We start from the raw sequence: 22783 nt of genomic DNA, 5'->3' as shown, positions 1-22783 counted from the left end.
TTCCGTTTTTCATGATGTCTTCGGAGCCACAGTTCGGACATCGGAGGAAGGCTGGGATAGATGACATGACTGAATCAATGAATCACGTCTCTCTATTTTCCTCCATCCTTTACAAAAGAACACTACCCACCTACTTAACTGACAACTATTAACTGACAACTATTAACTGACAACTATTAACTGACCGACTCCTGTAACTGATCAACTGTTAACTGACCGACTCCTGAGGCAGTCTAGGAGCATTCCCAGGGGGCATCAAACCATTGTGGTTTGAGTGTATCAGTGATTTGGGTGTATCAGCGGTTTGAGTGTATCAACGGTGGCCATTCCTAGGGTGGATTTCTTATACTTTTGTGAAGAAAAGTGCCGATCGTGGCATCTCTTTTGTCCTCCCGTTAAGATTCCGCCAATGAACCAGATGTGGGAACTTCTCCAAACCCTTTTCGCGCCCGATACCTACATGCCCCATGGACACTGCTATCTGTGGCAAACGCCGCTGGTCGGTCTCCATGTGGTCAGTGATTTGTTAATCGCGATCGCCTATTTTTCGATTCCGGCGATGCTGATCTACTTCATCTACAAACGGAGCGACATTCCGTTTTCCAAGGTTTTCGGGTTGTTTGGAGCCTTCATCATTCTCTGCGGCACCGGGCATTTGTTGGAAATCTGGACTCTCTGGCATCCCGCCTACTGGCTCTCTGGCATCGAAAAAGCCCTGACTGCTTTGATTTCTTGCTACACCGCCCTGGCATTGAGTGAGCTTCTGCCCAAATTCCTTGCCCTGCGCACCCCCGAGCAACTCGAAGCCATTAACCAGCAATTAGAACAACAAATTGCCGTCAGCGAAGCGGCCCGCGAAGAACGGCAGCAGGCAGAGCAAACCTTAAAAAATATTGTGGCAGGCACCGCTTCAGTCACTGGAGAGGCGTTCTTTCCAGCCTTGGTGGAAACCTTGGCAACGGCCCTCAATGTCCGCCATGCCTTTGTCTCAGAACGGGTGGGCGATCGGGGCGATCAATTGCGCATCCTCGCCTTTTGGCCAGACGATCGGATGGTCAGTAACCAGGACTATGCCATTGCCGGAACGCCCTGCCAGGTAGTGGTAGATCAGGCCCGTCTCGCCTATTATCCGGAGGCCGTCACCGCCCACTTTCCGGAAGAGCCCAGCCTCAAAACCATGGAAGCGGTTTGCTACCTAGGCGTCCCGCTGCTGGATGGTGAACAAAATGTCATTGGCGTTCTGTGTGTCACCCACGATCGCCCCCTCACGAACGAAGAAAATGCTAAAGCCATCATGACGGTGTTTGCTGCCCGCGCCGCGATCGAACTTCAGCGGCAACGGGCAGAATTCGCACTGCGCCAAGCCTACGATGAGTTGGAAATGCGCGTCCAGGAACGCACCGCAGAATTAGTCGCCGTGAACGTAGCGTTAGAAAAAGAAATTCAAGAACGGACTGCCGCCGAAGCCGCCCTACGAGCCAGTGAAGAACGTTGGCAATTAGCAGCAAGAGGCAGTAATGATGGGATTTGGGATTGGAATCTTCAAGCCAATCAAGTGTTCTTTTCTCCGGGCTGGAAGCAGATGTTGGGCTATGAAGACGCCGAAATTCCGAACCAGTTAGAGGAATGGTCAAAACGGGTTCATCCCGAAGATTACAATCCAGTGCATCAAGCCATCCAAAATCACCTCGCCCAAAAAACACCGTTCTACGCCCACGAGTTTCGGATGCGCTGTAAAGACGGCTCCTACAAATGGATTTTAGCCCGAGGCCAAGCCCTGTGGGACGCCCAAGGCAACCCCCTCCGAATGACAGGTTCCCATACGGACATTAGCGATCGTAAACGGGCAGAAATTACGCTGCGCCAAACCGCCGAGCGGGAACAAGCCACTTCCCGCGTGATTCAGCAAATGCGCCAAACCTTGGATCTAGAAACGATTTTCACCTCGACGACCCAAGAACTCCGCCAAGCGATCCACTGCGATCGGGTCTTGGTCTATCGGTTTAACCCCGACTGGAGCGGTGAAATGGTTGCTGAAGCCGTTGCTAGCGGCTGGGTTCCCTTCAAAACGAATGTTTGTAACCCTGAATTTTCCACCAGCGCCATTAACCAACCCTATTGCAAAGCTAAGGATCTCAACAGTTCCGACAATCTAATCGAAGACACCTATCTGAAGGAAACCCAAGGCGGCTCCTATCGCCAAGGGATTCCCTATCGCTGTGCACCGGATATTTATAAAGCAGGCTTTGACGACTGTTATTTGCAATTGCTGGAACATCTGCAAGCCCGATCGTATTTGATTGTGCCGATTATGCTGGGGAATCAACTGTGGGGACTGTTGGCCGCCTATCAGAATTCCGCGCCGCGCCAGTGGGAAACCGCTGAGATCCAAATCATGACTCAAGTGGGCAGTCAGTTAGGCGTTGCGGTGCAGCAGGCAGAACTCCTTGCCCGCACCCAAGCCCAATCCAGTGCCCTTAAACTAGCGAAGGAAGCAGCGGATGCCGCCAACCGGGCCAAAAGTGAATTTCTGGCCAATATGAGCCATGAACTACGCACACCGCTGAACGCCATTTTAGGCTTTACGCAACTGATGCAGCGGGACAAATCCCTGTCGATCGATCATCAAACTCAAGTCGGTATTATCAGCCGCAGTGGAGAACATCTGTTATCGCTGATTAACGACATTTTGGATATGTCCAAGATTGAAGCAGGGCGGATGACCCTCACCCCCAGCCAATTTGCGTTGGATTGCTTGGTGGATAATGTCGAGGAAATGCTCCGACCTACCGCAGAAAGCAAGGGATTGAAGCTGACCTTCGATTGTGATCCCATTTCCTATTATTTAGAAACCGATGAAAGTAAACTGCGGCAGGTTTTGATTAATCTGCTGGGGAATGCCATTAAGTTCACAGAAACGGGGGAGGTGCGATTAACTGTACGATCGACCCCCGTTGCAGAATCCGCTCAAAAAATTCGGCTTAGCTTTACCATCCAAGACACCGGGGTCGGCATTGCTCCCCAGGAATTTGACCAATTATTTAAGCCCTTTAGCCAAACCCAATCGGGTCTGAAATCCCGCAAGGGCACCGGACTAGGATTGCCGATTAGCCAGAAGTTTGTCCAACTCATGGGTGGTGAAATTACCGTTACCAGCCAGGTTGGAGAAGGCAGTTGTTTTCAATTTACGATCGAGGCGGGCGTGACGGAACCCATTCTCTCGGACGTGCGATCGATGGTTCCGCAACAGGTCATTGGCCTTGCCCCCCACGAGCCGACCTATCGCATTCTCGTCGTGGATGATGAAGAAGCCAATCGCCTAGTGTTAGTGCAGTTGCTCAGTTCTGTGGGCTTTGAAGTGCAGGAAGCCGCCAATGGCCAACAGGCGATCGACGTTTGGCACCAGTGGCAGCCGAACTTGATTTGGATGGATATGCAAATGCCTGTGATGAATGGCTATGAGGCCACCCACCGGATCAAAACCGATCCCCAGGGAACCCCCACGATCGTCATTGCCCTAACTGCGAGTGCCTTTGAAGAACAGCGGCAGGAAATTCTGGAGGCAAAATGTGATGATTTTGTGCGGAAACCGTTTCAAGAGCAGGAAATTTGGCAAAAAATGGCCGATCATTTAGGCGTGGAATATTGCTATGAAGCGATCGATCCCCCAGCCTTCCTAGAGGCCCAATCTTCCACTGCCGAGCAAGCTAATTTTGTCCTAGATGCCTCAGCCTTAGTCATGATGCCAACCCAGTGGATCAACCAGATGCATCAAGCCGCCACGCAAGGCAATGATGCGAGCCTCACTCAACTGATCGAAGACATTCCCCCAGACCATAGTGAGCTAGCCCAAGCCCTCAATGATTTAGTCGATAATCTACGCTTCGATCGCTTGATGGCGTTAACTGCCAGCTAGCATTGCTGAATTCCGATCTGAATCCCGATCTGTTTGTCATTTAAATTTCTCATTCTATTGGTAATCGACCATGAGTTCCCCGTCCGTTCCTGTAGCAGATATTTTGGTTGTGGACGATACACCCGACAATATTCGCTTTTTATCCGCCCTACTCACAGAACAGGGATTTAGCGTTCGCAAAGCCTTGAACGGCCCCATGGCGCTCACCGCAGCCCGCAGTTTACCGCCAGATTTGATTTTGTTGGATATTACCATGCCAGACATGGATGGCTTTGAAGTCTGTCAGCAGTTGAAACAGGATCCCGCGACGGCTGCGATTCCGATCATTTTTTTAAGTGCATTGGACAGTACCGCTGACAAAGTGAAAGCCTTTGAAGTGGGTGGCGTGGACTACATCACCAAGCCCTTTCAATTTGCCGAAGTCATGGCCCGGATTCAAACCCAACTGACTATTTGCCATCTGAACCAGCAGTTAAAGGTGCAGAATGGCAGCCTCCAAGAGGCGTTGACCCACCTGAAGCAAACCCAAGCCCAACTGATTCAACGGGAGAAAATGGTTGGCCTAGGGCAACTTGTTGCGGGAATTGCCCATGAGGTCAATAATCCGATTAACTTTATTGCAGCGAATTTGAAGCCTGCGCAGGAATACGTTGAAGATTTACTCAAGGTCATCCAAGCCTATCAAGCGGCCTATCCCACCCCATCCCCGGACGTCGAAGCCACGATCGCAGAAGCCGATTTAGAGTTTCTCGTCCCGGATTTGCAAAAACTCCTCAGTTCCATGCACAACGGCGCTGAACGGATTCGATCGATTGTCCTAGCCTGCCGCATTTTCTCACGCTTAGACGAATCTGAAATTAAAACGATCGATCTCCACGAAGGAATCGACAGTACGCTGCTGCTGTTGCAACATCGGCTAGCGCAAGAAAATGGCCCTGCGATCGAAGTCGTCAAACAGTATGGGCCATTGCCCCCAGTCACCTGTTATGCCCGCCAAATGAATCAGGTGTTTTTAAATTTGCTCAACAACGCGATCGATGCTTTGGAGCAAAAGGTCGCGAGCCATCCTGACCTCAATTTTCATCCTAGGATCGCCATTCAAACCCGCTTAGACACGCCCAATACTATAACGATTCGCATTGCAGATAATGGCTTAGGGATTCCGGAAGAGGCGAAAACAACGCTATTTCACCCCTTCTTTACCACCAAAGCCGTAGGGCAAGGGTTGGGGCTGGGATTGTCGGTGGCCCACGAAATTGTGGTTGAAAAACATCACGGGAGTCTCACCCATCACTCTCGATCCCAGACAGACAGTTCATCTGGTATCGAGAACAACTTTGGCATTGAGAGTAACCTTGGCATCGAGAATAACTTTGGCATTGAGAGCAACTTAGTCACGGAATTTGTCATTACAATTCCTACACACCTACCGTAAGCTGCTGTAAGTTACCGTAAGCTGCTGTAAGTTACCGTAAGCTGCTGTAAGTTGCCGTAAGGCATTCCCAGCCGAGGTCACCGCTAGGCCACCTCTAAGATCGTCTCCCGATCGTGCCATGGCACATCAGAATGAGTCTCTGACAGTTTCGATCGTTCTGACAGTTTCGATCGCTTGGAAGGACGCAAATTCAAGACCTGCACAGGTGCTTCGATCGCCGGGGTCGTCGGCAGCGATTGCGGTAACCCAGGGGCCGATCGATGGTGGCACATCGCCTGTAACTCAGATAGCGGAATCATTTCTGCCCAGCAAGTCCGGCAAAACCAATAGGTTGATCCAGGACGGACATAGGAGAGGAGTTGATTATTACAGCAGGGGCAAGTTTCCATAGAGTTTAATCGAAGGCTATCAAGGAATATCAAAACGGTTTTCTAGATTTCCGGAGAACATTGATCCCAATTTAGCGATCGGAGTTGAGAAACCTGTGAGGAAAATCTGACAAAACCTTCACAAGTTCCTCAACTATTTGGCCTACAACCAAAAGTGAGACAACTGAAACGCCAAGAGAACCCTAACCGCCCCCCCAACAATCTCCAACAATGGTGCACCGGCCCCCTATGCTGCTGACCCAGTTAGACAATTTTGCGCTTAGGTCATATCGAACTTAGGTCATATCGAACTCAGGTCATATCGAACTCAGGTCATATCGAACTCAGGTCATATCGAACTTAGGTCATGTCACACTTCGGGAATTTTGCACTTAGACAATTTCGCTTGGACGGTCGTTGTTCTCCTTCCAGTTGCTAAAGAGGAATTATCTATGGAAACTCTATTCTGTCAAGACAACATTACCGCTACCAAAGAATGCGCCCTCGTCCTGCCGTTCAGCGATGTCGGAATCCAAGATATTCCGTTAGTAGGAGGGAAAAACGCATCCTTGGGCGAAATGATCCAACAATTGACCGCCAAGGGAGTCAAGGTACCGATGGGATTTGCAACCACTGCTTACGCCTATCGGTATTTTATTCGGGGAGCCGGATTGGAAGAAAAACTGCGGGCCATTTTTGCCACGTTGGACGTGGAAGATGTGGCCAATCTACGGGAGGTGGGTAAACAGGCAAGGGCCCTCATTTTAGGAACTCCTTTTCCCCAGGATCTGCAAGACGCGATCGCCGCTGCCTATAAACAGCTTTGCCCTCAGTCTGGCACAAATACCGATGTTGCAGTGCGTTCTAGTGCAACCGCTGAAGATTTGCCCGATGCCAGCTTTGCCGGACAGCAGGAAACCTACCTGAATGTCCATGGTGTGCATAGTGTATTGGAAGCGTGCCATAAGTGCTTTGCCTCAATTTTTACCGATCGGGCCATTTCCTATCGCCAAATTAAGGGATTCGATCACTTTAGTATTGCCCTTTCCGTGGGCGTACAAAAAATGGTGCGATCGGATTTAGCTTGTTCCGGTGTGATGTTTTCCATTGATACGGAAACCGGCTTTAAGGATGCGGCACTGATTACCGCTGCCTACGGTTTAGGGGAAAATGTGGTTCAAGGGGCCGTTAACCCGGATGAATATTTAGTCTTTAAACCCACATTGCAGCAAGGCTTTAAACCCATTCTCGATAAGCGGTTGGGCAGCAAAGAGATCAAAATGGTCTACGATGTGGGCGGTTCCAAGCAAACCAAAAACGTTCCCGTGTCCGACGCCGATCGCCAACAGTTTGCTCTGCAAGATACGGAAATTTTGCAACTGGCTAAATGGGCTTGTGTGATTGAGGATCACTATTCTGCGGTGCGGGAAACCCCAACCCCGATGGATATTGAATGGGCCAAGGATGGCATTACCCATGAACTCTTCATTGTCCAAGCGCGGCCCGAAACGGTGCAATCCCAAAAGACCAAGAACGTGCTGAAATCCTATCGCCTCGGCCCGATCGAAGCCAAGGTTGCCACCCCGATCGTTACAGGTCGTGCGGTGGGGGAAATGATTGGCCACGGCCAAGCGCGGGTGATTCTGAATGTGCAGGAAATTGACCAGTTCCAAGCGGGGGAAGTCCTCGTGACAAGCCGCACCGATCCCGACTGGGAACCGATTATGAAAAAAGCCAGCGCGATCGTGACGGATCAGGGCGGACGGACTTGCCACGCGGCGATTATTGCGCGGGAGTTGGGCATCCCGGCGATCGTGGGTTGTCAGACGGCCACGACCACGATTCACAATAAGCAAGCGGTGACCGTTTCCTGTGCGGAGGGGGAAGAGGGGAAAGTCTACAACGGCATTTTGCCCTTTGAAGTTCAGGAATTTGAATTAGAAAATTTACCCCGAACCCAAACGCAAATTCTCATGAACGTGGGTAATCCCCAGGAAGCGTTCAGTCTCTCGGCTATTCCCAATGATGGCGTTGGGCTGGCACGGATGGAATTTATTATTGCCAACCACATCCAAGCCCATCCCCTCGCGTTGTTGAACTTTGATGATCTCGACGATCGGGTTGCCCAGGCCAAAATTGCAGACCTCACTCCACAATACGAAAATAAAGCTGATTTCTTTGTGGATAAGTTAGCCTTTGGCATTGGCACGATTGCGGCGGCATTTTATCCCAAACCCGTGATTGTGCGGCTGTCGGACTTCAAGAGTAACGAATATGCCAACTTGCTTGGGGGGCGTCAGTTTGAACCCCGAGAAGAAAACCCGATGATTGGTTGGCGGGGAGCCTCGCGCTATTACGACGATCGCTATCGGGAAGGCTTTGCCCTAGAATGCCAAGCGATGAAACGGGTACGCAATGAGATGGGGCTGACCAATGTGGTGCTGATGGTGCCCTTCTGTCGGACGCCGGAAGAGGGGCAACGGGTACTGCTGGAAATGAGTCAGCATGGCTTAGTGCGGGGCGAAAATGGACTGCAAGTCTATGTGATGTGCGAATTGCCCAGTAACGTGATGCAGGCCGATCGCTTTAGTGAAGTCTTCGATGGCTTTTCCATTGGTTCCAATGACCTGACGCAATTGACCCTAGGACTCGATCGCGATTCTGCATTGGTGGCCCATCTGTTCGACGAACGCAATGCTGCGGTTAAACGCATGATTGCCCAAGCGATCGCCACGGCCAAAGCCAACGGACGCAAAATCGGCATCTGTGGCCAAGCCCCTAGCGACTATCCAGAATTCGCCCAATTTCTGGTGGAACTGGGGATTGATTCCATTAGCCTCAACCCAGATTCTGTGCTGAAGACGACCCTAGAGATCGATCAAGCAGAACGCAAGTTACAACAAGGCTAGCCTAGAACGGTGGGAGGGTCATCTGCCATGCAGACTGGCTTTTCCCACCGACTTTTTCGATTCTAACAATGTTCAGGGAAATGCTTGCGACCTTTGATAGATAGAGTTTTTATCAATACAAGTTTGGTAGATACAAGTTTGGTAGATACAAGTTTGGTAGATACAAGTTTGATAGATACGAATTTGAATGAGGTGGGTTATGGTTAAAAAAATTTTAGTCGCATTGGATCGCACGGAAAATAGTCAGCAGGTACTAGAGGAAGCGATCGCGATCGCCAAGGCAACGGGGGCATCCCTCACCTTGCTCCATGCTTTTTCGTTTTTTGATCCGGAATATGCCGATATTGCCTATCAATACCCCAACATGAAAGTGCCCTTGCTCCAGGATGAAGCGGTGATGTTTTACCTAGAACAGTGGCAAACGATCGAGAAAGCCAGTCAGGAATACCTACACCACCACGCGGAACAAGCCCAAGCCCAAGGGGTAACAACGGATTATATTCAACAACTGGGACACCCTGAACAAATCATCTGTGAAGTTGCTAAACAACGGTCAATTGATTTGATTGTGATTGGTCGGCGGGGACGCCGGGGATTGTCGGAAATACTACTGGGTAGCGTCAGTAATTACGTCATGCACCATGCTCAATGTTCAGTTTTAGTCGTGCAAACGGAGTCGGAAAAAATAGACGTTGGCGAAAAGGAAGATCAATAGGAAGTCGATCAAAGAACGTTTTGGATGATTTGATAGGGAATGGGAAAGAGAACAACGAGGTGGTGCGACTACGGATTTATCATTGCTCAGCGACGCTATATCTCCTACGGAAGTCTGGATCTACCGATCGAAGCTGCGACTCATCTACAATGAAAGCAACTTGAGGGAAGCAAGGAAGACTGCTAGGATCTATATGCTTACTGAGGGGAATGATCATGCTGAAAAGTTATGAAGCGATTTATGAAAACGGCCAGGTGGTTTGGCTGGATGAACAACCGGAGGTACAATCGGCTCGTTTGATTGTGACGGTTTTGGAGAGTTCGGTGCCGATCAGTGGAAAGTATAGATCGTTTGATAGCCCACTGGCTGGGAAAATTGAAGTTTTGGGTGATATTGTTGGCCCGATCGTGGATGAAGAGGATTGGGAATGTCTGAAATGATAGTTTTAGATACTCACATTTGGATTTGGCTGGTGAATCGAAATCTTGATAATTTTCCAGGAGCGTGGGTTGATCAGCTGGCATCCGCCCAACGGATTGGGGTTTCGCCAGTATCGTGTTATGAGATTACTTTAGCTCAGGAGAAAGGGCGGCTCAAGCTACCTTTTACAGTCCAGGAATGGTTTCAAGGAGCGCTTGCGCCATTAGGAATTGAGATTTTTCCGTTGACTCCAAGCATTGCAGCTCGAGCGGTTCAATTGTCACCTATCCATAAAGATCCGTTCGATCGAATGATTATTGCAACGGCTCTAGAGTATCAGGCAAAGCTGGCAAGTGTAGATGGTGTATTTTCCCAATATACTGAATTAACTGGCTATTTGATGGAGTCTTCTGGGTAATGGATAATTCTAATTTCCAACTTCTAACGTCTCAATTCATCCAAAACTAGTAAGGATCCCCTATGAGCCCGATCGCCCCGCTCACAAAACGCTATACCGCCGAGGAATATTTGGCCCTAGAGGTGGAGTCCACCAGTCGCAACGAGTTTCGTAACGGGGAGATTATCGAGATGACCGGAGGCACACCAGCCCATAATGAAATCGTGCGGATGTTTGTTTTTCTGCTCACAGGTGCTCTGCGCAAACAGCCCTACAGCATTTTTATGACCGATCAACGCCTTTGGATTCCAGGTGTAAACTTATATACTTACCCAGATATCATGGTCACGCCACGTCCCGTGGAACTCAAGCCCGATCGACGGGATACAGTCATGAATCCAATTTTGATTGCAGAAGTATTATCCGATTCAACCGCAGGCTATGACCGGGGTGATAAATTTTCCCATTACAGATCGATCGACACCTTCCAAGAATATGTCCTAGTCAACCAGGATCGTCCCCATGTGGAACACTATGTTAAACAAGCTGAGAATCAATGGTTATTTACGGAATACAACAGCCTGGAAGACAAATTGACATTAGCTTCTATCTCGGTAGAAATCGCCCTGCAAGACCTGTATGAAGCGATCGAATTCTCCAGCTAACCCTGCAAACTGTTCAACTAGACCGGACAACTCGCGCTTGCACCCATCACCACCCCTTACATTGCCTCAATCCAGACTTGCATCTCGTTCAGCTGTAGCGGCCCAAACTGGGTCACAAGGGCCACATCTGCCGCATCCCGCCCATAGGCAATTACAATGCGATCCTCCGAATGTTCCGTTTGGGTTGCATCAAAGGTGCACCAGCGATGGCCCAGATAAGCCTCAAACCAAGCATGTTGATCCATCGGCTTGAGGCCATGCAAATACCCCACTACCATTCTGGCCGGGATATTGAGACTCCGACAAAGCGCAATCCCCAAATGGGCAAAATCTCGGCAGACCCCTTGGCGACTTTGGATGACATTCAGCGCAGAAGTTGAGGCATCACTGGTCCCATACTGATACTGAATATTGTCATGAATCCACTGCCGAATCGCTTCCGCTTGGGCATATCCCGGCTCTAAATTCGCAGTAATTTCACTGGCCCAATCGTAAACCTGATCAGATTCGCAATAGCGACTGGGTAGCACAAATTGCAAAATTGAATCCGGTAACGCTTCGATCGCGATCCATGGTGCCGTTTGATCCAATTCCCATAACCCCAAGGTTTCCGCTTGGCCTGTCACCTGGAGCTGAAATTCGCCCGCGGGTACAATCAATCGCTGACAGAGGTTGCCGTAACCGTCGGTGTATTCCGTCACTAGTGTAAAGGGTTCCAGGGCATAGGTCTCCTGAACAATCCATTGCCGATAGCCACTACGCGGGCGCAGCATCAGAATAACAGGAACATCCACACTACTAGAAAACTGCATCCGGCAGCCAAAATCAAATCGCATTGGATCACTCAATCAACGCATCGTAAATATAGCTCAAACTTCCTAAAATGCAACGTTTTCAGAAACACAATTATCAGCAATAGAGGATCAGCATTTAATAATAGACCAATAATACGCCACTCCGTCCCAATAGATTGTATCCGGCAAGTCAAATAGCACTTGACTCACTGAGGGCATTTAACTGGCCAAGCTTAACTCGCTAAATAATGGCGAATTTCGGAATGCCCTTGTCGCAGAAGTTTATAGGCTTTTTGCTGAATTTGCCGAACCCGCTCGCGGCTCATCCCCAGCCGTCGCCCTGCTTCTGACAACGATAGCGCTTCATTGCCGTCCAAACCAAACCGCATCACCAAAATTTCCTGCATGATGGGAGGAAGTTCACCGATCGCGCTTTGCAAGTCCTGGGATAGCGCCACTTTTTCTAGGTGCACGGCGGGAGATGTCGATTCATCTTCCAGAATATCCACAAGATCCGTGTCCTCATTGTCACCCACTTTCATATCTAGTGACATTGGACGTTTTGCATAGGATAAATATTGCAACACTTTTTCAGGCTCTAAATCCAATTCCGTAGCAATTTCATTTAACGTAGCCGTACGACCTAATTTTTGGGATAATTCCCGTTGCGATCGCTTAATTTTATTCAATGCCTCAACCAAGTGAATCGGCAATCGAATCGTCCGCGAACTTTGGGAAATCGCGCGGGTAATGGCTTGGCGAATCCACCAATAGGCATAGGTAGAGAACTTAAACCCCCGATCGGGATCAAACTTTTCCACCCCCATTTGTAATCCCAAAGCCCCTTCTTGAATTAAGTCAAGTAAATCTACATTACGATTTTGGTATTGCTTCGCAATATTCACCACCAATCGCAGATTAGCCTCTACCATTCGTCGTTTGGCAAACTCACCCGCTTCCACAACCGCTTCCAATTCATCCACCGTCAGTTCCAGTTCCGCAGCCCATTCTTCCAGGCTGGGGTCGTGGCCTAGCCTTGCGGCGAGAGCCGCTTTGACCGCCTGATATTCCACCCTTTTCTGGACTTGCTGACCATATTGAATTTCTTCCTCACGGGTCAGCAAAGGCACACGTCCAATGTCCTGGAGGTAAGAACGCATGGTATTAGTGGGGCCGGAAAAACGTGAATTTGCCGAGTTCATCATTGCTTTGTCCCTGTACTGCAAGTCTTCTTGCCTTCAAATTACCTGGAGTTCAGGGGCCATCCTTCTACCTTTAGTAATGTTGTCCGATCGTAGTGTTGTAAGAACTCTAAAACCTATGGCAAGATGAATTTCAAGAACGCCTCTAGGAACGATCGAACATGTAACTCTACTTTGGTAATTAACTATACTTTGGCAATCTGTTGTTCAAATCGTTATAAACCATCGCAAAACTTTAACAAATAGCGTTCTAACGTAGTGTTCTAACGTAGCGTTCTAACGTAGCGTTCTAAAGTCATACGTTTCAGCGTTATCCCTTCTGAAGGGATACAACCCTGTCGCGACATCCCCCAAGGACTTACAACCAAGGACTCACAACAATGGATCTGCTGTTTCAACCCCTGACCCTCGGCGCACTCACCTTGCCCAACCGCATCCTCATGGCTCCCTTAACCCGCTGTCGGGCCGAGGCTGACCATGTTCCCGGTGACCTCATGGCCGAGTACTATGCCCAGCGGGCCAGTGCAGGGTTAATCATTGCCGAAGCGACGATGGCTATGGAAGGCAATTCCGCCTTTTGGAAAGAACCAGGAATTTATTCCGAGGCCCAAATCGCGGGTTGGCGCAAAACTACCGATGCTGTTCATGCCGCCGGTGGACGCATTTTTCTGCAAATTTGGCATGGGGGCCGCGCCTGCCATCCGCTGTTGAACAATGGCCGCCAACCCGTGGCTCCAAGCCCGATCGCCATTACCGACGACGAAGTTCGCACCCCCCAAGGCAAGCAGCCCTACACAGTCCCCAGGGAGTTGCACGATGAGGAAATTCCAGGCATCGTTGCAGGCTTCCAGCAAGCCGCCAAAAACGCCCAAGCAGCGGGATTTGATGGCGTCGAAGTGCATGGGGCCAACGGCTATTTGCTGGATGAATTTTTGCGGGATGGTTCAAATCAACGGACGGGAGCCTACGGGGGGATCATCGCCAACCGGGCCAGGTTCATGCTAGAAGTGATTGACGCCGTTTGCACCGTCTGGGGCAGCGATCGCGTCGGGCTGCGCATTTCCCCCCTGAATAGCTACAACAGCATGATTGATAGCGATCCGATCGGGGTGTGCACTTGGCTAGCGACCAAGCTCAATGAATTCAACCTCGCTTACTTGCATGTGATGCGCAGTGACTTTGCCCAGCAGCAACAGGGGGATGTTTTAACGCCCATTCGGGAGTACTACCAAGGTACTTTAATCGGCAATATGGGTTACAGTCCCGAAGAAGCCAACGCCGCGATCGCCGCTGGCAAAGTGGACGCGATCGCCTTTGGATCGCTCTTTATCGCCAATCCCGATTTGCCGGAACGCATTCAACACAACGCAGCTTTTAACCCACCCAATCCGGCCACCTTTTATACCCCCGGCCCCGAAGGGTATACAGACTACCCGACCCTAGCCTCTGCGGCCCTTGCAGAGCCCGTCTAACCGTACAACATCCCGCTCCCATCTTCTCTCATCTAAGATAGAAATAGCTAGAGGGAGGATGGGCTGCATGGGAGCGAAGCGCATACTGGTCGTGGATAACGAATCCTACGTCCGCGAGGTAACTCAAATCTCATTGCAAATGATGGCAGGCTGGGAGGTGACGACGGCTGGCTCAGGCCAGGAAGCCTTGGAAAAAGCCGCGATCGAGTCTCCCGATGCCATTTTGCTAGACCTGATGATGCCAGATATGGATGGCATGACTACCTTGCAGCATTTGCAATCCCAACCTGAAACCAGTCACATTCCTGTGATTTTCATGACAGGTCAAGCCAATCAACCGACAGATTACGCTGATCCAGATCTCGCTGTGACCGGCTTTGTCTCAAAACCCTTTGATCCCTTACAGCTAGCTAATCAAATTGCGAACATTTTAAGCTGGGATCTAGATAGTCCATCCGCTTAGAGACAGCAGTTCTAGCCCACCAGTTCTTCTTCATACACGCGATCGCGGGGAACTTCTTCTGACCACAGAGCTGCTTCGTCTTCGTCTTCGTCTTCGTCGTAGAGGGGGCTCTCTTCACTAAATTGCTGATAGCCGGTAATGATGCGGGTGCCATCTTTGAGAATGTGAATTTCGATTTGATCACTGGCCCAGGTAATCTTGTCTTGGAACGCAGGATTAAACACATGCACCCGCTGATTACTGGATGCCACGGGGGAATCCGGTGAGTGGGTTGCTAGGGCTGCAATATAGGGGCCATCGATGAGAATATCCAATTCCGCCAACAGTTCCTGCGCTCCGGCGGGGGCATAGTCCGATCGCAGCCGCTCCAAGGTAAATCCGGTAAAGGACATCACATTCAACCCCGCTGCCTTCACTTGTTTCGCCAGTTCTGTGAGCGCGGGAGCTTGCCAAAACGGTTCGCCGCCGGAAAACGTCACGCCGGTATTGCGGGGATTGCTGAGGATTTGGTGCACGAGGCGATCGATCGACACCAGTTGATTGATTTCAAACGACCAAGATTCGGGATTAAAGCAACCCGGACACTGGCGCAAACAGCCCTGCACCCAAATCACCGCACGGCACCCAGGGCCATTGACTTCTGACTCATCCACATATCCCATGATGTTCAAATACCCTGGAGGGATTGCCAGTAGTTGTTCCGTCGGTTGTAGTAATTCATGGCTCATCACAAAGACCTCTCAGGACTGGACACTGAATCGATGGGTGTTGCTAGAGGCGCGGATCAAAGCGCTACTAGATAGGTGTGAAATGTGATGGGATCAACACCTGTTGGTAGGGTAGGCAGAAAACGTGAGGATTTTGTGAGGGTCGCGAATGGTCGATCCAGCTAATTTCTAAATGGATTGACCACTAGTCTGAATGGATTGACCACTAGACCCACGATCGCTATTCCAGGATTTCATAACAAATGCGACAACAGGGTTGCAATCGTCCTCACAACTTTCTCATCTTTGTGGCCTAGATTAGAACCGTAGAAGAGTTCACACGTAAGCAGAAAGGATTGGTGACACCGATGCTCACCGAATGGACAGGTTTTCACCCCGATCGATGGATGCAGGACATCGATGTTCGCAACTTTATTCAGAAAAATTACCAGCCTTATACAGAAGATGCGGCATTTTTAACGCCAGCGACCGATCGAACGCAAACCCTCTGGCAACAGGTGCTTCAACTGATGAAAGCGGAGCGCGAAAAGGGGATTCTCGATGTTGATACCGAGGTTGTTTCTAGCATTACCGCCCACGCTGCCGGATACATTGACCAAACCTTAGAACAAGTCGTGGGCCTACAAACTGATAAACCCCTCAAGCGATCGATTATGCCGTTTGGGGGGATTCGTGTTGTAAGGGACTCGCTAGCGGCCTACGGGTACCAAATCAGCCCGAAGGTGATGGAGATTTTCACGCAGTATCGCAAAACCCATAACGATGGGGTCTTTGATGCTTACACGAAAGATATGCGACTGGCGCGGCATTCGGGGATTATCACCGGGTTGCCGGATGCCTACGGTCGTGGCCGGATTATCGGGGACTATCGCCGGGTTGCGCTCTATGGGGTCGATCGCTTAATTGCTGATAAGAAAGCGCAGCAGGAATCGTTGGAAGTCGATACGATCGATGAATCCGTGCTGCAACGCCGCGAAGAAATTTCCGATCAAATTAAAGCGCTGTTTGAATTGAAAACCATGGCGCAGTGCTACGGGTTTGATATCAGTCGGCCTGCTAGCAACGGTCGGGAAGCGGTGCAATGGCTGTATTTTGGCTATTTGGCTGCGGTGAAGGAACAAAACGGTGCGGCCATGTCCCTGGGTCGGGTTTCAACGTTTTTGGATATTTACTTTGAGCGGGATTTGCAAAACGGGACGCTGACGGAATCCGAAGTGCAGGAATTGATCGATCATTTCGTGATGAAGTTACGCATGGTGCGTTTCCTGCGCACGCCGGACTATAACGATCTCTTTTCCGGCGATCCCACCTGGGTGACGGAATGTGTCGGCGGCATGGGCATCGATGGGCGACCGTTGGTGACCAAAACCAGCTTCCGCATGTTGCACACGTTACAGAACCTTGGGGCAGCTCCGGAACCAAATTTGACGGTTCTCTGGTCGGAACAGTTGCCGCGTCCGTTTAAGGAATACTGTGCCCAAGTGTCGATCGCCAGTAGTTCCATCCAGTATGAAAATGACGATTTAATGCGATCGTACTGGGGGGATGATTACGCGATCGCTTGCTGTGTTTCTGCCATGCGGATTGGTAAGCAAATGCAGTTCTTTGGTGCACGGGTCAACCTCGCCAAATGCCTGCTCTATGCCATTAACGGTGGCAAGGATGAAAAATCTGGGGAGCAGGTGGGGCCTTGCTATGCACCGATTCAGGGAGAGGTCTTGAACTACGATGAGGTGATGGCTCGGTTTAAGACAATGATGGCTTGGCTAGCTAAAACCTACATCAATACGCTGAATGCTATCCACTACATGCATGATAAATATTGCTATGAGCGGATTGAAATGGCATTGCACGATCGTGACATTCTCCGCACGATGGCCTGTGGCATTGCAGGACTCTCGGTGGTGGCGGATTCCCTCTCTGCCATCAAGTATGCGCAGGTGAATGTGATCCGAAATGAAGCTGGATTAGCGGTGGATTACGAAATCTCCGGTGAATTTCCCAAGTACGGCAACAATGACGATCGAGTAGATGATATTGCTGTACAAATTGTGGAAACCTTCATGGCGGAATTGAAGAAACATCGCTGCTATCGTAATGCGGTGCCGACCCAATCCGTCCTGACGATTACCTCCAACGTCGTTTACGGCAAGAAAACCGGCAGCACCCCCGATGGCCGCAAGGCGGGAGAACCCTTTGCACCGGGTGCGAATCCCATGCATGGCCGTGATACCAATGGCGCGATCGCGTCGCTGGCGTCCGTGGCTAAAATTCCCTACGCCGCCGCCCAGGATGGCATTTCCAATACGTTCTCGATCGTGCCATCGGCGCTGGGTAAAATCGAGGGCGATCGGGTGCGGAATTTAGTGGGGTTACTGGATGGATATTTCCATGACAACGGTCACCACATCAACGTGAATGTGCTGAATCGAGAAACGTTGCTGGATGCCATGGATCACCCGGAACTCTATCCGCAGCTCACGATTCGGGTGTCAGGCTACGCGGTGAACTTTATTAAACTCACCCGTGAGCAGCAGTTAGATGTGATTCAACGGACGTTCCATAGCCAGGTGTAAATTCACGATTTCTGGTCAATCTGGTCACTGGTAAGTCTGGTAATCCGTTGAATCAGGAGTTGTAGGGAGGCATTCTCCCTCAAATAACTCCTTTAGGTCACCTCTGTAATCGTCCCCAGAATTCATACCTCTGGGGATTTTTATAGGGTTATCAAACGACGGAGTTTACAGTCATCCGTAATTATCTTGTACTACAGCGATCGTAGAATGAAGTACAAGATACTGAATTAGTCCTTGGTTAATACCGACTCTCAACTATCCTGGCAGATTGTCCGGGTCAATGCCCTGCGATCGCAGGTAGGCTTCCAGTCGTGCACGGATCTGTTGTTCTTGGATCATCTTTTGTTCAGCCTGTTCTTTTGCTTGACGTTCGGTTTCGGCTTCGGTGAGTAACCAATTGCCATCGGCATCACACCAGCGCAACCAAGCCTGGGGAATGCCTCGAAAAGTCCCGTTCCATAATCCCAACCCCAAACTCAGTTCTGGGATGTAAATGCATGGATTCTCTAAGGAGAGAGCTTGTTCTGCGTAGCGTCCATTGACGAGTCGGAAATAGCGTAATTGTTGGTCAGCTTCGTTGAAGACGAGATAGTTAGGAATGTTCAGAATTTGCTCGTAGACGGTGAATTTGCTGGGGGGTTTGCCGGGTTGTGCCGGGGGTAAGGGTTTATTGGCAAAGGGGCCGAGGTCTTCTGATTCAGTTCCTGGAGACAGGAATTCAATGACGATGACAGGATTGACTTTTTCATCCCAGGTGACGTAGCTCGATCGGGTGGTTTTGCCTTGATACAGACGGGGGACACCGACGACGAGAAACCAGTCGGGACGCTTATACCAGCCAGTGTTGTTGGGGTCGTAGTAAAGGTTGAGGTCGAAGGCGCAGAAGGTTTCGCTGGCGCTGTAGGTGGTGAGACTTAAGGTTTCAGCGAGGAGTTGGGGCTGTAGGCCATGAAATTCGTCGGGCAAACCGGGCTCCAGAGGGTCGTCGCTTGGGAGGTCATGCATGGTGGGGAGGGCTCCCATGCTCGGCAGCGGCTTGGTGGTGATGGGTTGGTTCATGGTCGAACTTCTCCTGGGCTGCAATGGCGCTATTTTAGCATTGGGCGATGGGGAGGGATTGTTACAACAGGGCGAGGATACATAGGTGGGTGGGCGTGAGAATGATAGATTGCAGGTAGGTTAATTTGCTGGGAGTGGACTGTATGACGATCGGTCGATCGACGATTCGGATGGCGTTGTTGCTGGCATTGGTAGGTGTGATCGCGCCGGGAACGATCGTGCCTGTCACCGCACAACCGATCGCGCCGACAGTTGCGCAGTCTGCTCCAGCAAATGAGATCGATCGGCTCATCCAGGAAGGAAGGCGTCTTTTCAAGGAAGGGAGTGCAGAATCTTTGCGAAAGGCGATCGACCTGTTTGAAAAGGCGTTGCAATTGAGTCGGGTAGCGAATGCGCAGGATAAACAAGCATTCTCATTATTAGTATTGGGCCGAATCAGTCATGATTTCGGCAAGACGCAAAAAGCCCTGGACTACTACAATCAAGCCTTGCCACTGTTGCGTGCAATAGGTGATCAAAATGGTGAAGCCATCACCCTTAATAATATTGGTCTTGGCTACTCTGACTTAGGCGAAAAACAGAAATCACTGGACTATTATAATCAAGCCTTGCCGCTATTACGGGCAGTGGGGAACCGCAGCGTCGAATCTACCACCCTCAACAATATTGGTGGGGTCTACGATGATTTAGGTGAGAAACAGAAAGCCCTAGAGTATTACAATCAAGCTTTGCCATTGAGACGGGCAGAGGGCGATCGCTCTGGCGAAGCCACCACCCTGAACAATATTGGTCTTGTCTACGATGCGTTAGGCGAGAAACAGAAAGCCCTAGAGTATTACAATCAAGCTTTGCCATTGAGACGGGCAGAGGGCGATCGCTCTGGCGAAGCCACCACCCTCACCAATATTGGTCTTGTCTACGATGCCTTAGGTGAGAAACAAAAAGCGCTGGACTATTTCAATCAAGCCGTGCCACTGTGGCGGGTAATGGGCGATCGCTCTGGTGAAGCCACCACCCTCAACAATATTGGCGGGGTCTACTCTGACTTAGGCGAGAAACAGAAAGCGCTGGACTATTACAATCAAGCTTTACCACTGATACGTGCAGTGGGCGATCGTTCTGGTGAAGCCACCACCCTCAACAATATTGGTCAAGTCTACAATGACTTAGGCGAGAAACAGAAAGCGCTGGACTATTACAATCAAGCGTTGCCACTGAGACGTGCAGTGGGCGATCGCTCTGGGGAAGCCACCACCCTCAACAATATTGGTGCAGTCTACGATGCCTTAGGTGAGAAACAGAAAGCGCTGGACTACTACAATCAAGCTTTGCCATTGAGACGTGCAGTGGGCAATCGCTCCGGTGAAGCCACCACCCTCAACAATATTGGTGGAGTCTACGATGACTTAGGTGAGAAACAGAAAGCGCTGGACTATTACAATCAAGCTTTGCCAATGTTACGTGCAGTAAGTGATCGCTCTGGTGAAGCCACCACCCTCAACAATATTGGGAGTGTCTACTCTGACTTAGGCGAGAAACAGAAAGCGCTGGACTATTACAATCAAGCTTTGCCATTGAGACGGGCAGTGGGCGATCGCTCCGGTGAAGCCACCACCCTCAACAATATTGGCGGGGTCTACTCTGACTTAGGCGAGAAACAGAAAGCGCTGGACTATTACAATCAAGCTTTACCAATATTACGGGCAGTGGGCAATCGTAGCAGAGAAGCTACCACTCTCAACAATATGGGTAGTGTCTACGATGACTTAGGCGAGAAACAGAAAGCGCTGGACTATTACAATCAAGCTTTACCACTGAGACGTGCAGTGGGCGATCGCTCTGGTGAAGCAATTACGCTGAATAATATAGGTTGGCTGCTACGGCAAGATAGCCCCCAGGCCGCGATCGTCTTTTATAAGCAATCGGTCAATGTTTACGAAACCCTGCGCCAAAACATTCGTAAACTACCCAAAGCAACCCAGAAAACCTACACAGATTCCATTGCTGTGACCTACCGTCGATTAGCCGATCTGTTATTGGAAAACGATCGTATTTTGGAAGCGCAACAGGTACTCGATCTCCTCAAAGTCCAAGAAATCGAAGACTATCTACGCAACACTCGCAGCAGTGACAACGCCCAACTCATCATTCTTAAACCTGAATTAGAAATCCTCCAACGCTACGAACAACTCCAAAAAAACGCCACTGAAATCGGCAATCGCCTCGCAAAGCTCCGACAACTCAACGCTAAAAACGCCCTTTCCCCCAGCCAAACCCAAGAACTGGCCCAACTGGTTCAACTCGAAACTGAGATTAATCAACAATTTAACCAATTCATCGATAGCGAACCCATCCAAACCCTCCTCAGTCAACTCACCCGCACCGCCCGCCAACAAAACCTCAACCTAGAAGACCTCAACACCCTACGCAATAACCTCAACACCCTCAATGCAGCCTTAATTTATCCCCTTATCCTCGACGATCGGCTGGAACTGATCATCACTACCCCCAACAGCCCTCCCCTCCGTCGCACCGTCAAAAACCTCACCCGCACCCAACTCAACCAAACCATCACCGACTTCCGCCGTGCCCTCCAGTCCCCCGGCGACCCCCAAACCACCCAGAAACTCGCCCAGCAACTCTACACCTGGCTCATCCAACCCCTCGAAGCCGATCTACAAGCCGCCAAACCCAATACCCTCATCTATGCCCCCGATGGCGTCCTGCGCTACGTTCCCCTCGCCACCCTCCACGACGGTAAACAATGGCTCGTCCAACGCTACCGCATCAACAACATCATTGCCCGATCGCTGCAAGAACTCAACACCGCACCCACCCGACAACCCAAAGTCCTGGCCGGAGCCTACGGAGACGAATTCCACACGATTAAAGTTGGCAATCAATCCTTCTCCTTTTCAGGCATTCCCTTCACCATTAAAGAAGTTGATTCCCTGAAGACGCTCTTACCGACAGTTCCCCTGATTGGCACCGCCTTCGATCGAAGTTCTCTTTTGCCTCAACTGAACAGTTATAATATTGTGCATCTTGCCACCCACGGTAAATTCATCGTTGGCGATAGCGAACAATCTTTTATTGCCCTTGGCAGTGGTGAAACCATTCCCCTACCCGAGATTCAAAACCTCTCCATGAGTAACGTAGACCTCGTGGTTCTCAGCGCCTGCGAAACTGGGATTGGGGATGTTCTGGGCAGTGGGCAGGAAATTCTGGGATTGGGCTACCAGTTCCAACGGGCTGGAGCTAGAGCGACGATCGCGTCCCTGTGGCCTGTGGATGATGGTGGGACTCAAGTGTTGATGACTGCGTTCTATGAAGCTTTGAAACGAGGCATGAGCAAAGCCCAAGCGCTTCAGCAAGCTCAACAAGTGCTTATCGCCCAAAAGCTGACGCCCCAAGCGATGCGCCAACGGGCCGGGGCACGCCCACTAATTGACCCATCACGCATTGCGGACTCCTCCCACCCCTACTATTGGGCACCCTTCATTCTCCTCGGCAATGGCTTGTAGAAAAGGTGATTTTTAGGCCAAATTGATTGATCACGGCTACAGATCCGATCCCCCCTAACCCCCCTTAATAAGGGGGGAATTCAGCCAAATTTATTCAAAGTCCCCCTTATTTCTAGCGCAGCGGCGCGTAGCGCGGGGAT

16 protein-coding genes are annotated in these 22783 nt (G+C 50.3%); 11 read left to right on the top strand and 5 right to left on the bottom strand.

All coding sequences use genetic code 11. From position 1 onward, the window contains the following. Nucleotides 1-409: 409 nt before the first annotated feature. Together H6G21_RS24680 and H6G21_RS24675 are read left to right on the top strand one after the other, a co-directional pair. Nucleotides 410-3916: a GAF domain-containing protein gene (locus tag H6G21_RS24680; RefSeq protein WP_190577168.1), complete on the top strand. Its 3507-nt coding sequence runs from the start codon at nucleotides 410-412 to the stop codon at nucleotides 3914-3916. 70 nt (nucleotides 3917-3986) lie between these two features. After that, a complete protein-coding gene (locus H6G21_RS24675; protein ID WP_190577159.1) occupies nucleotides 3987-5351 on the top strand; it encodes a response regulator in 1365 nt (454 codons plus the stop codon). Between the two features lie 83 nt (nucleotides 5352-5434). Here the strand turns inward: H6G21_RS24675 and H6G21_RS24670 are convergent, their stop codons facing one another. Continuing rightward, a complete protein-coding gene (locus tag H6G21_RS24670) occupies nucleotides 5435-5740 on the bottom strand; it encodes a hypothetical protein (protein ID WP_190577157.1) in 306 nt (101 codons plus the stop codon). A gap of 431 nt (nucleotides 5741-6171) precedes the next feature. Between H6G21_RS24670 and ppsA the strand changes: the two genes are divergently transcribed. The 5 genes from ppsA to H6G21_RS24645 all read left to right on the top strand — a co-directional run bounded on the left by ppsA (nucleotide 6172) and on the right by H6G21_RS24645 (nucleotide 10825). Further along, nucleotides 6172-8628 (top strand): phosphoenolpyruvate synthase, encoded by a 2457-nt coding sequence (ppsA, locus tag H6G21_RS24665; RefSeq protein WP_190577155.1) that lies wholly within the window; start codon nucleotides 6172-6174, stop codon nucleotides 8626-8628. 199 nt (nucleotides 8629-8827) lie between these two features. Next, nucleotides 8828-9343, top strand: coding sequence for a universal stress protein (locus tag H6G21_RS24660; RefSeq protein ID WP_190577153.1), 516 nt, complete (start codon nucleotides 8828-8830; stop codon nucleotides 9341-9343). Nucleotides 9344-9558: 215 nt separating this feature from the next. Next, complete coding sequence (locus tag H6G21_RS24655) at nucleotides 9559-9783, top strand: hypothetical protein (protein ID WP_190577151.1); 225 nt, start codon at nucleotides 9559-9561, stop codon at nucleotides 9781-9783. Continuing rightward, the gene (locus H6G21_RS24650; RefSeq protein WP_190577149.1) at nucleotides 9771-10181 is read left to right on the top strand and encodes a type II toxin-antitoxin system VapC family toxin; all 411 of its coding nucleotides are present in this window, start codon (nucleotides 9771-9773) and stop codon (nucleotides 10179-10181) included. Before H6G21_RS24655 ends, H6G21_RS24650 begins: the two co-directional genes overlap by 13 nt. A 62-nt stretch (nucleotides 10182-10243) precedes the next feature. After that, on the top strand, nucleotides 10244-10825 hold the full coding sequence (locus tag H6G21_RS24645) for a Uma2 family endonuclease (RefSeq protein WP_190577147.1): 582 nt from the start codon (nucleotides 10244-10246) through the stop codon (nucleotides 10823-10825). A gap of 56 nt (nucleotides 10826-10881) precedes the next feature. Here the strand turns inward: H6G21_RS24645 and H6G21_RS24640 are convergent, their stop codons facing one another. Continuing rightward, nucleotides 10882-11661: a transglutaminase family protein gene (locus tag H6G21_RS24640; protein WP_190577145.1), complete on the bottom strand. Its 780-nt coding sequence runs from the start codon at nucleotides 11659-11661 to the stop codon at nucleotides 10882-10884. Between the two features lie 191 nt (nucleotides 11662-11852). Beyond that, nucleotides 11853-12779, bottom strand: a complete 927-nt coding sequence (locus H6G21_RS24635) for an RNA polymerase sigma factor, RpoD/SigA family (protein WP_277875335.1) — start codon at nucleotides 12777-12779, stop codon at nucleotides 11853-11855. Nucleotides 12780-13201: 422 nt separating this feature from the next. Here H6G21_RS24635 and H6G21_RS24630 point away from each other — a divergent pair, with 422 nt between their 5' ends. Together H6G21_RS24630 and H6G21_RS24625 are read left to right on the top strand one after the other, a co-directional pair. Beyond that, entirely contained in the window at nucleotides 13202-14293 is a 1092-nt protein-coding gene (locus H6G21_RS24630; protein WP_190577143.1) for an alkene reductase, read from the top strand. Nucleotides 14294-14360: 67 nt separating this feature from the next. Next, entirely contained in the window at nucleotides 14361-14756 is a 396-nt protein-coding gene (locus tag H6G21_RS24625) for a response regulator (RefSeq protein ID WP_190577141.1), read from the top strand. 11 nt (nucleotides 14757-14767) lie between these two features. Here the strand turns inward: H6G21_RS24625 and H6G21_RS24620 are convergent, their stop codons facing one another. Further along, a complete protein-coding gene (locus H6G21_RS24620) occupies nucleotides 14768-15484 on the bottom strand; it encodes a 4Fe-4S single cluster domain-containing protein (protein ID WP_190577139.1) in 717 nt (238 codons plus the stop codon). Between the two features lie 347 nt (nucleotides 15485-15831). On the opposite strand from H6G21_RS24620, the gene pflB reads away from it, so the two are divergent. Then, nucleotides 15832-18060: a formate C-acetyltransferase gene (pflB, locus tag H6G21_RS24615; RefSeq protein ID WP_190577172.1), complete on the top strand. Its 2229-nt coding sequence runs from the start codon at nucleotides 15832-15834 to the stop codon at nucleotides 18058-18060. Nucleotides 18061-18315: 255 nt separating this feature from the next. On the opposite strand, the gene H6G21_RS24610 is transcribed toward pflB, so the two are convergent. Beyond that, nucleotides 18316-19119: a Uma2 family endonuclease gene (locus tag H6G21_RS24610; protein ID WP_190577137.1), complete on the bottom strand. Its 804-nt coding sequence runs from the start codon at nucleotides 19117-19119 to the stop codon at nucleotides 18316-18318. A gap of 143 nt (nucleotides 19120-19262) precedes the next feature. Here H6G21_RS24610 and H6G21_RS24605 point away from each other — a divergent pair, with 143 nt between their 5' ends. Next, nucleotides 19263-22643 carry a tetratricopeptide repeat protein gene (locus H6G21_RS24605; protein WP_199307428.1) on the top strand — a complete coding sequence of 1127 codons (3381 nt, stop codon included), beginning with the start codon at nucleotides 19263-19265 and terminating at the stop codon, nucleotides 22641-22643. Nucleotides 22644-22783: the final 140 nt, after the last annotated feature.

The organism is Alkalinema sp. FACHB-956 (genome assembly GCF_014697025.1).
In the GTDB taxonomy this organism is placed as follows: domain Bacteria; phylum Cyanobacteriota; class Cyanobacteriia; order Leptolyngbyales; family Leptolyngbyaceae; genus Alkalinema.
Note: the sequence above shows the minus strand (reverse complement) of the source record. Positions and strands in the feature narration are given on the sequence as shown.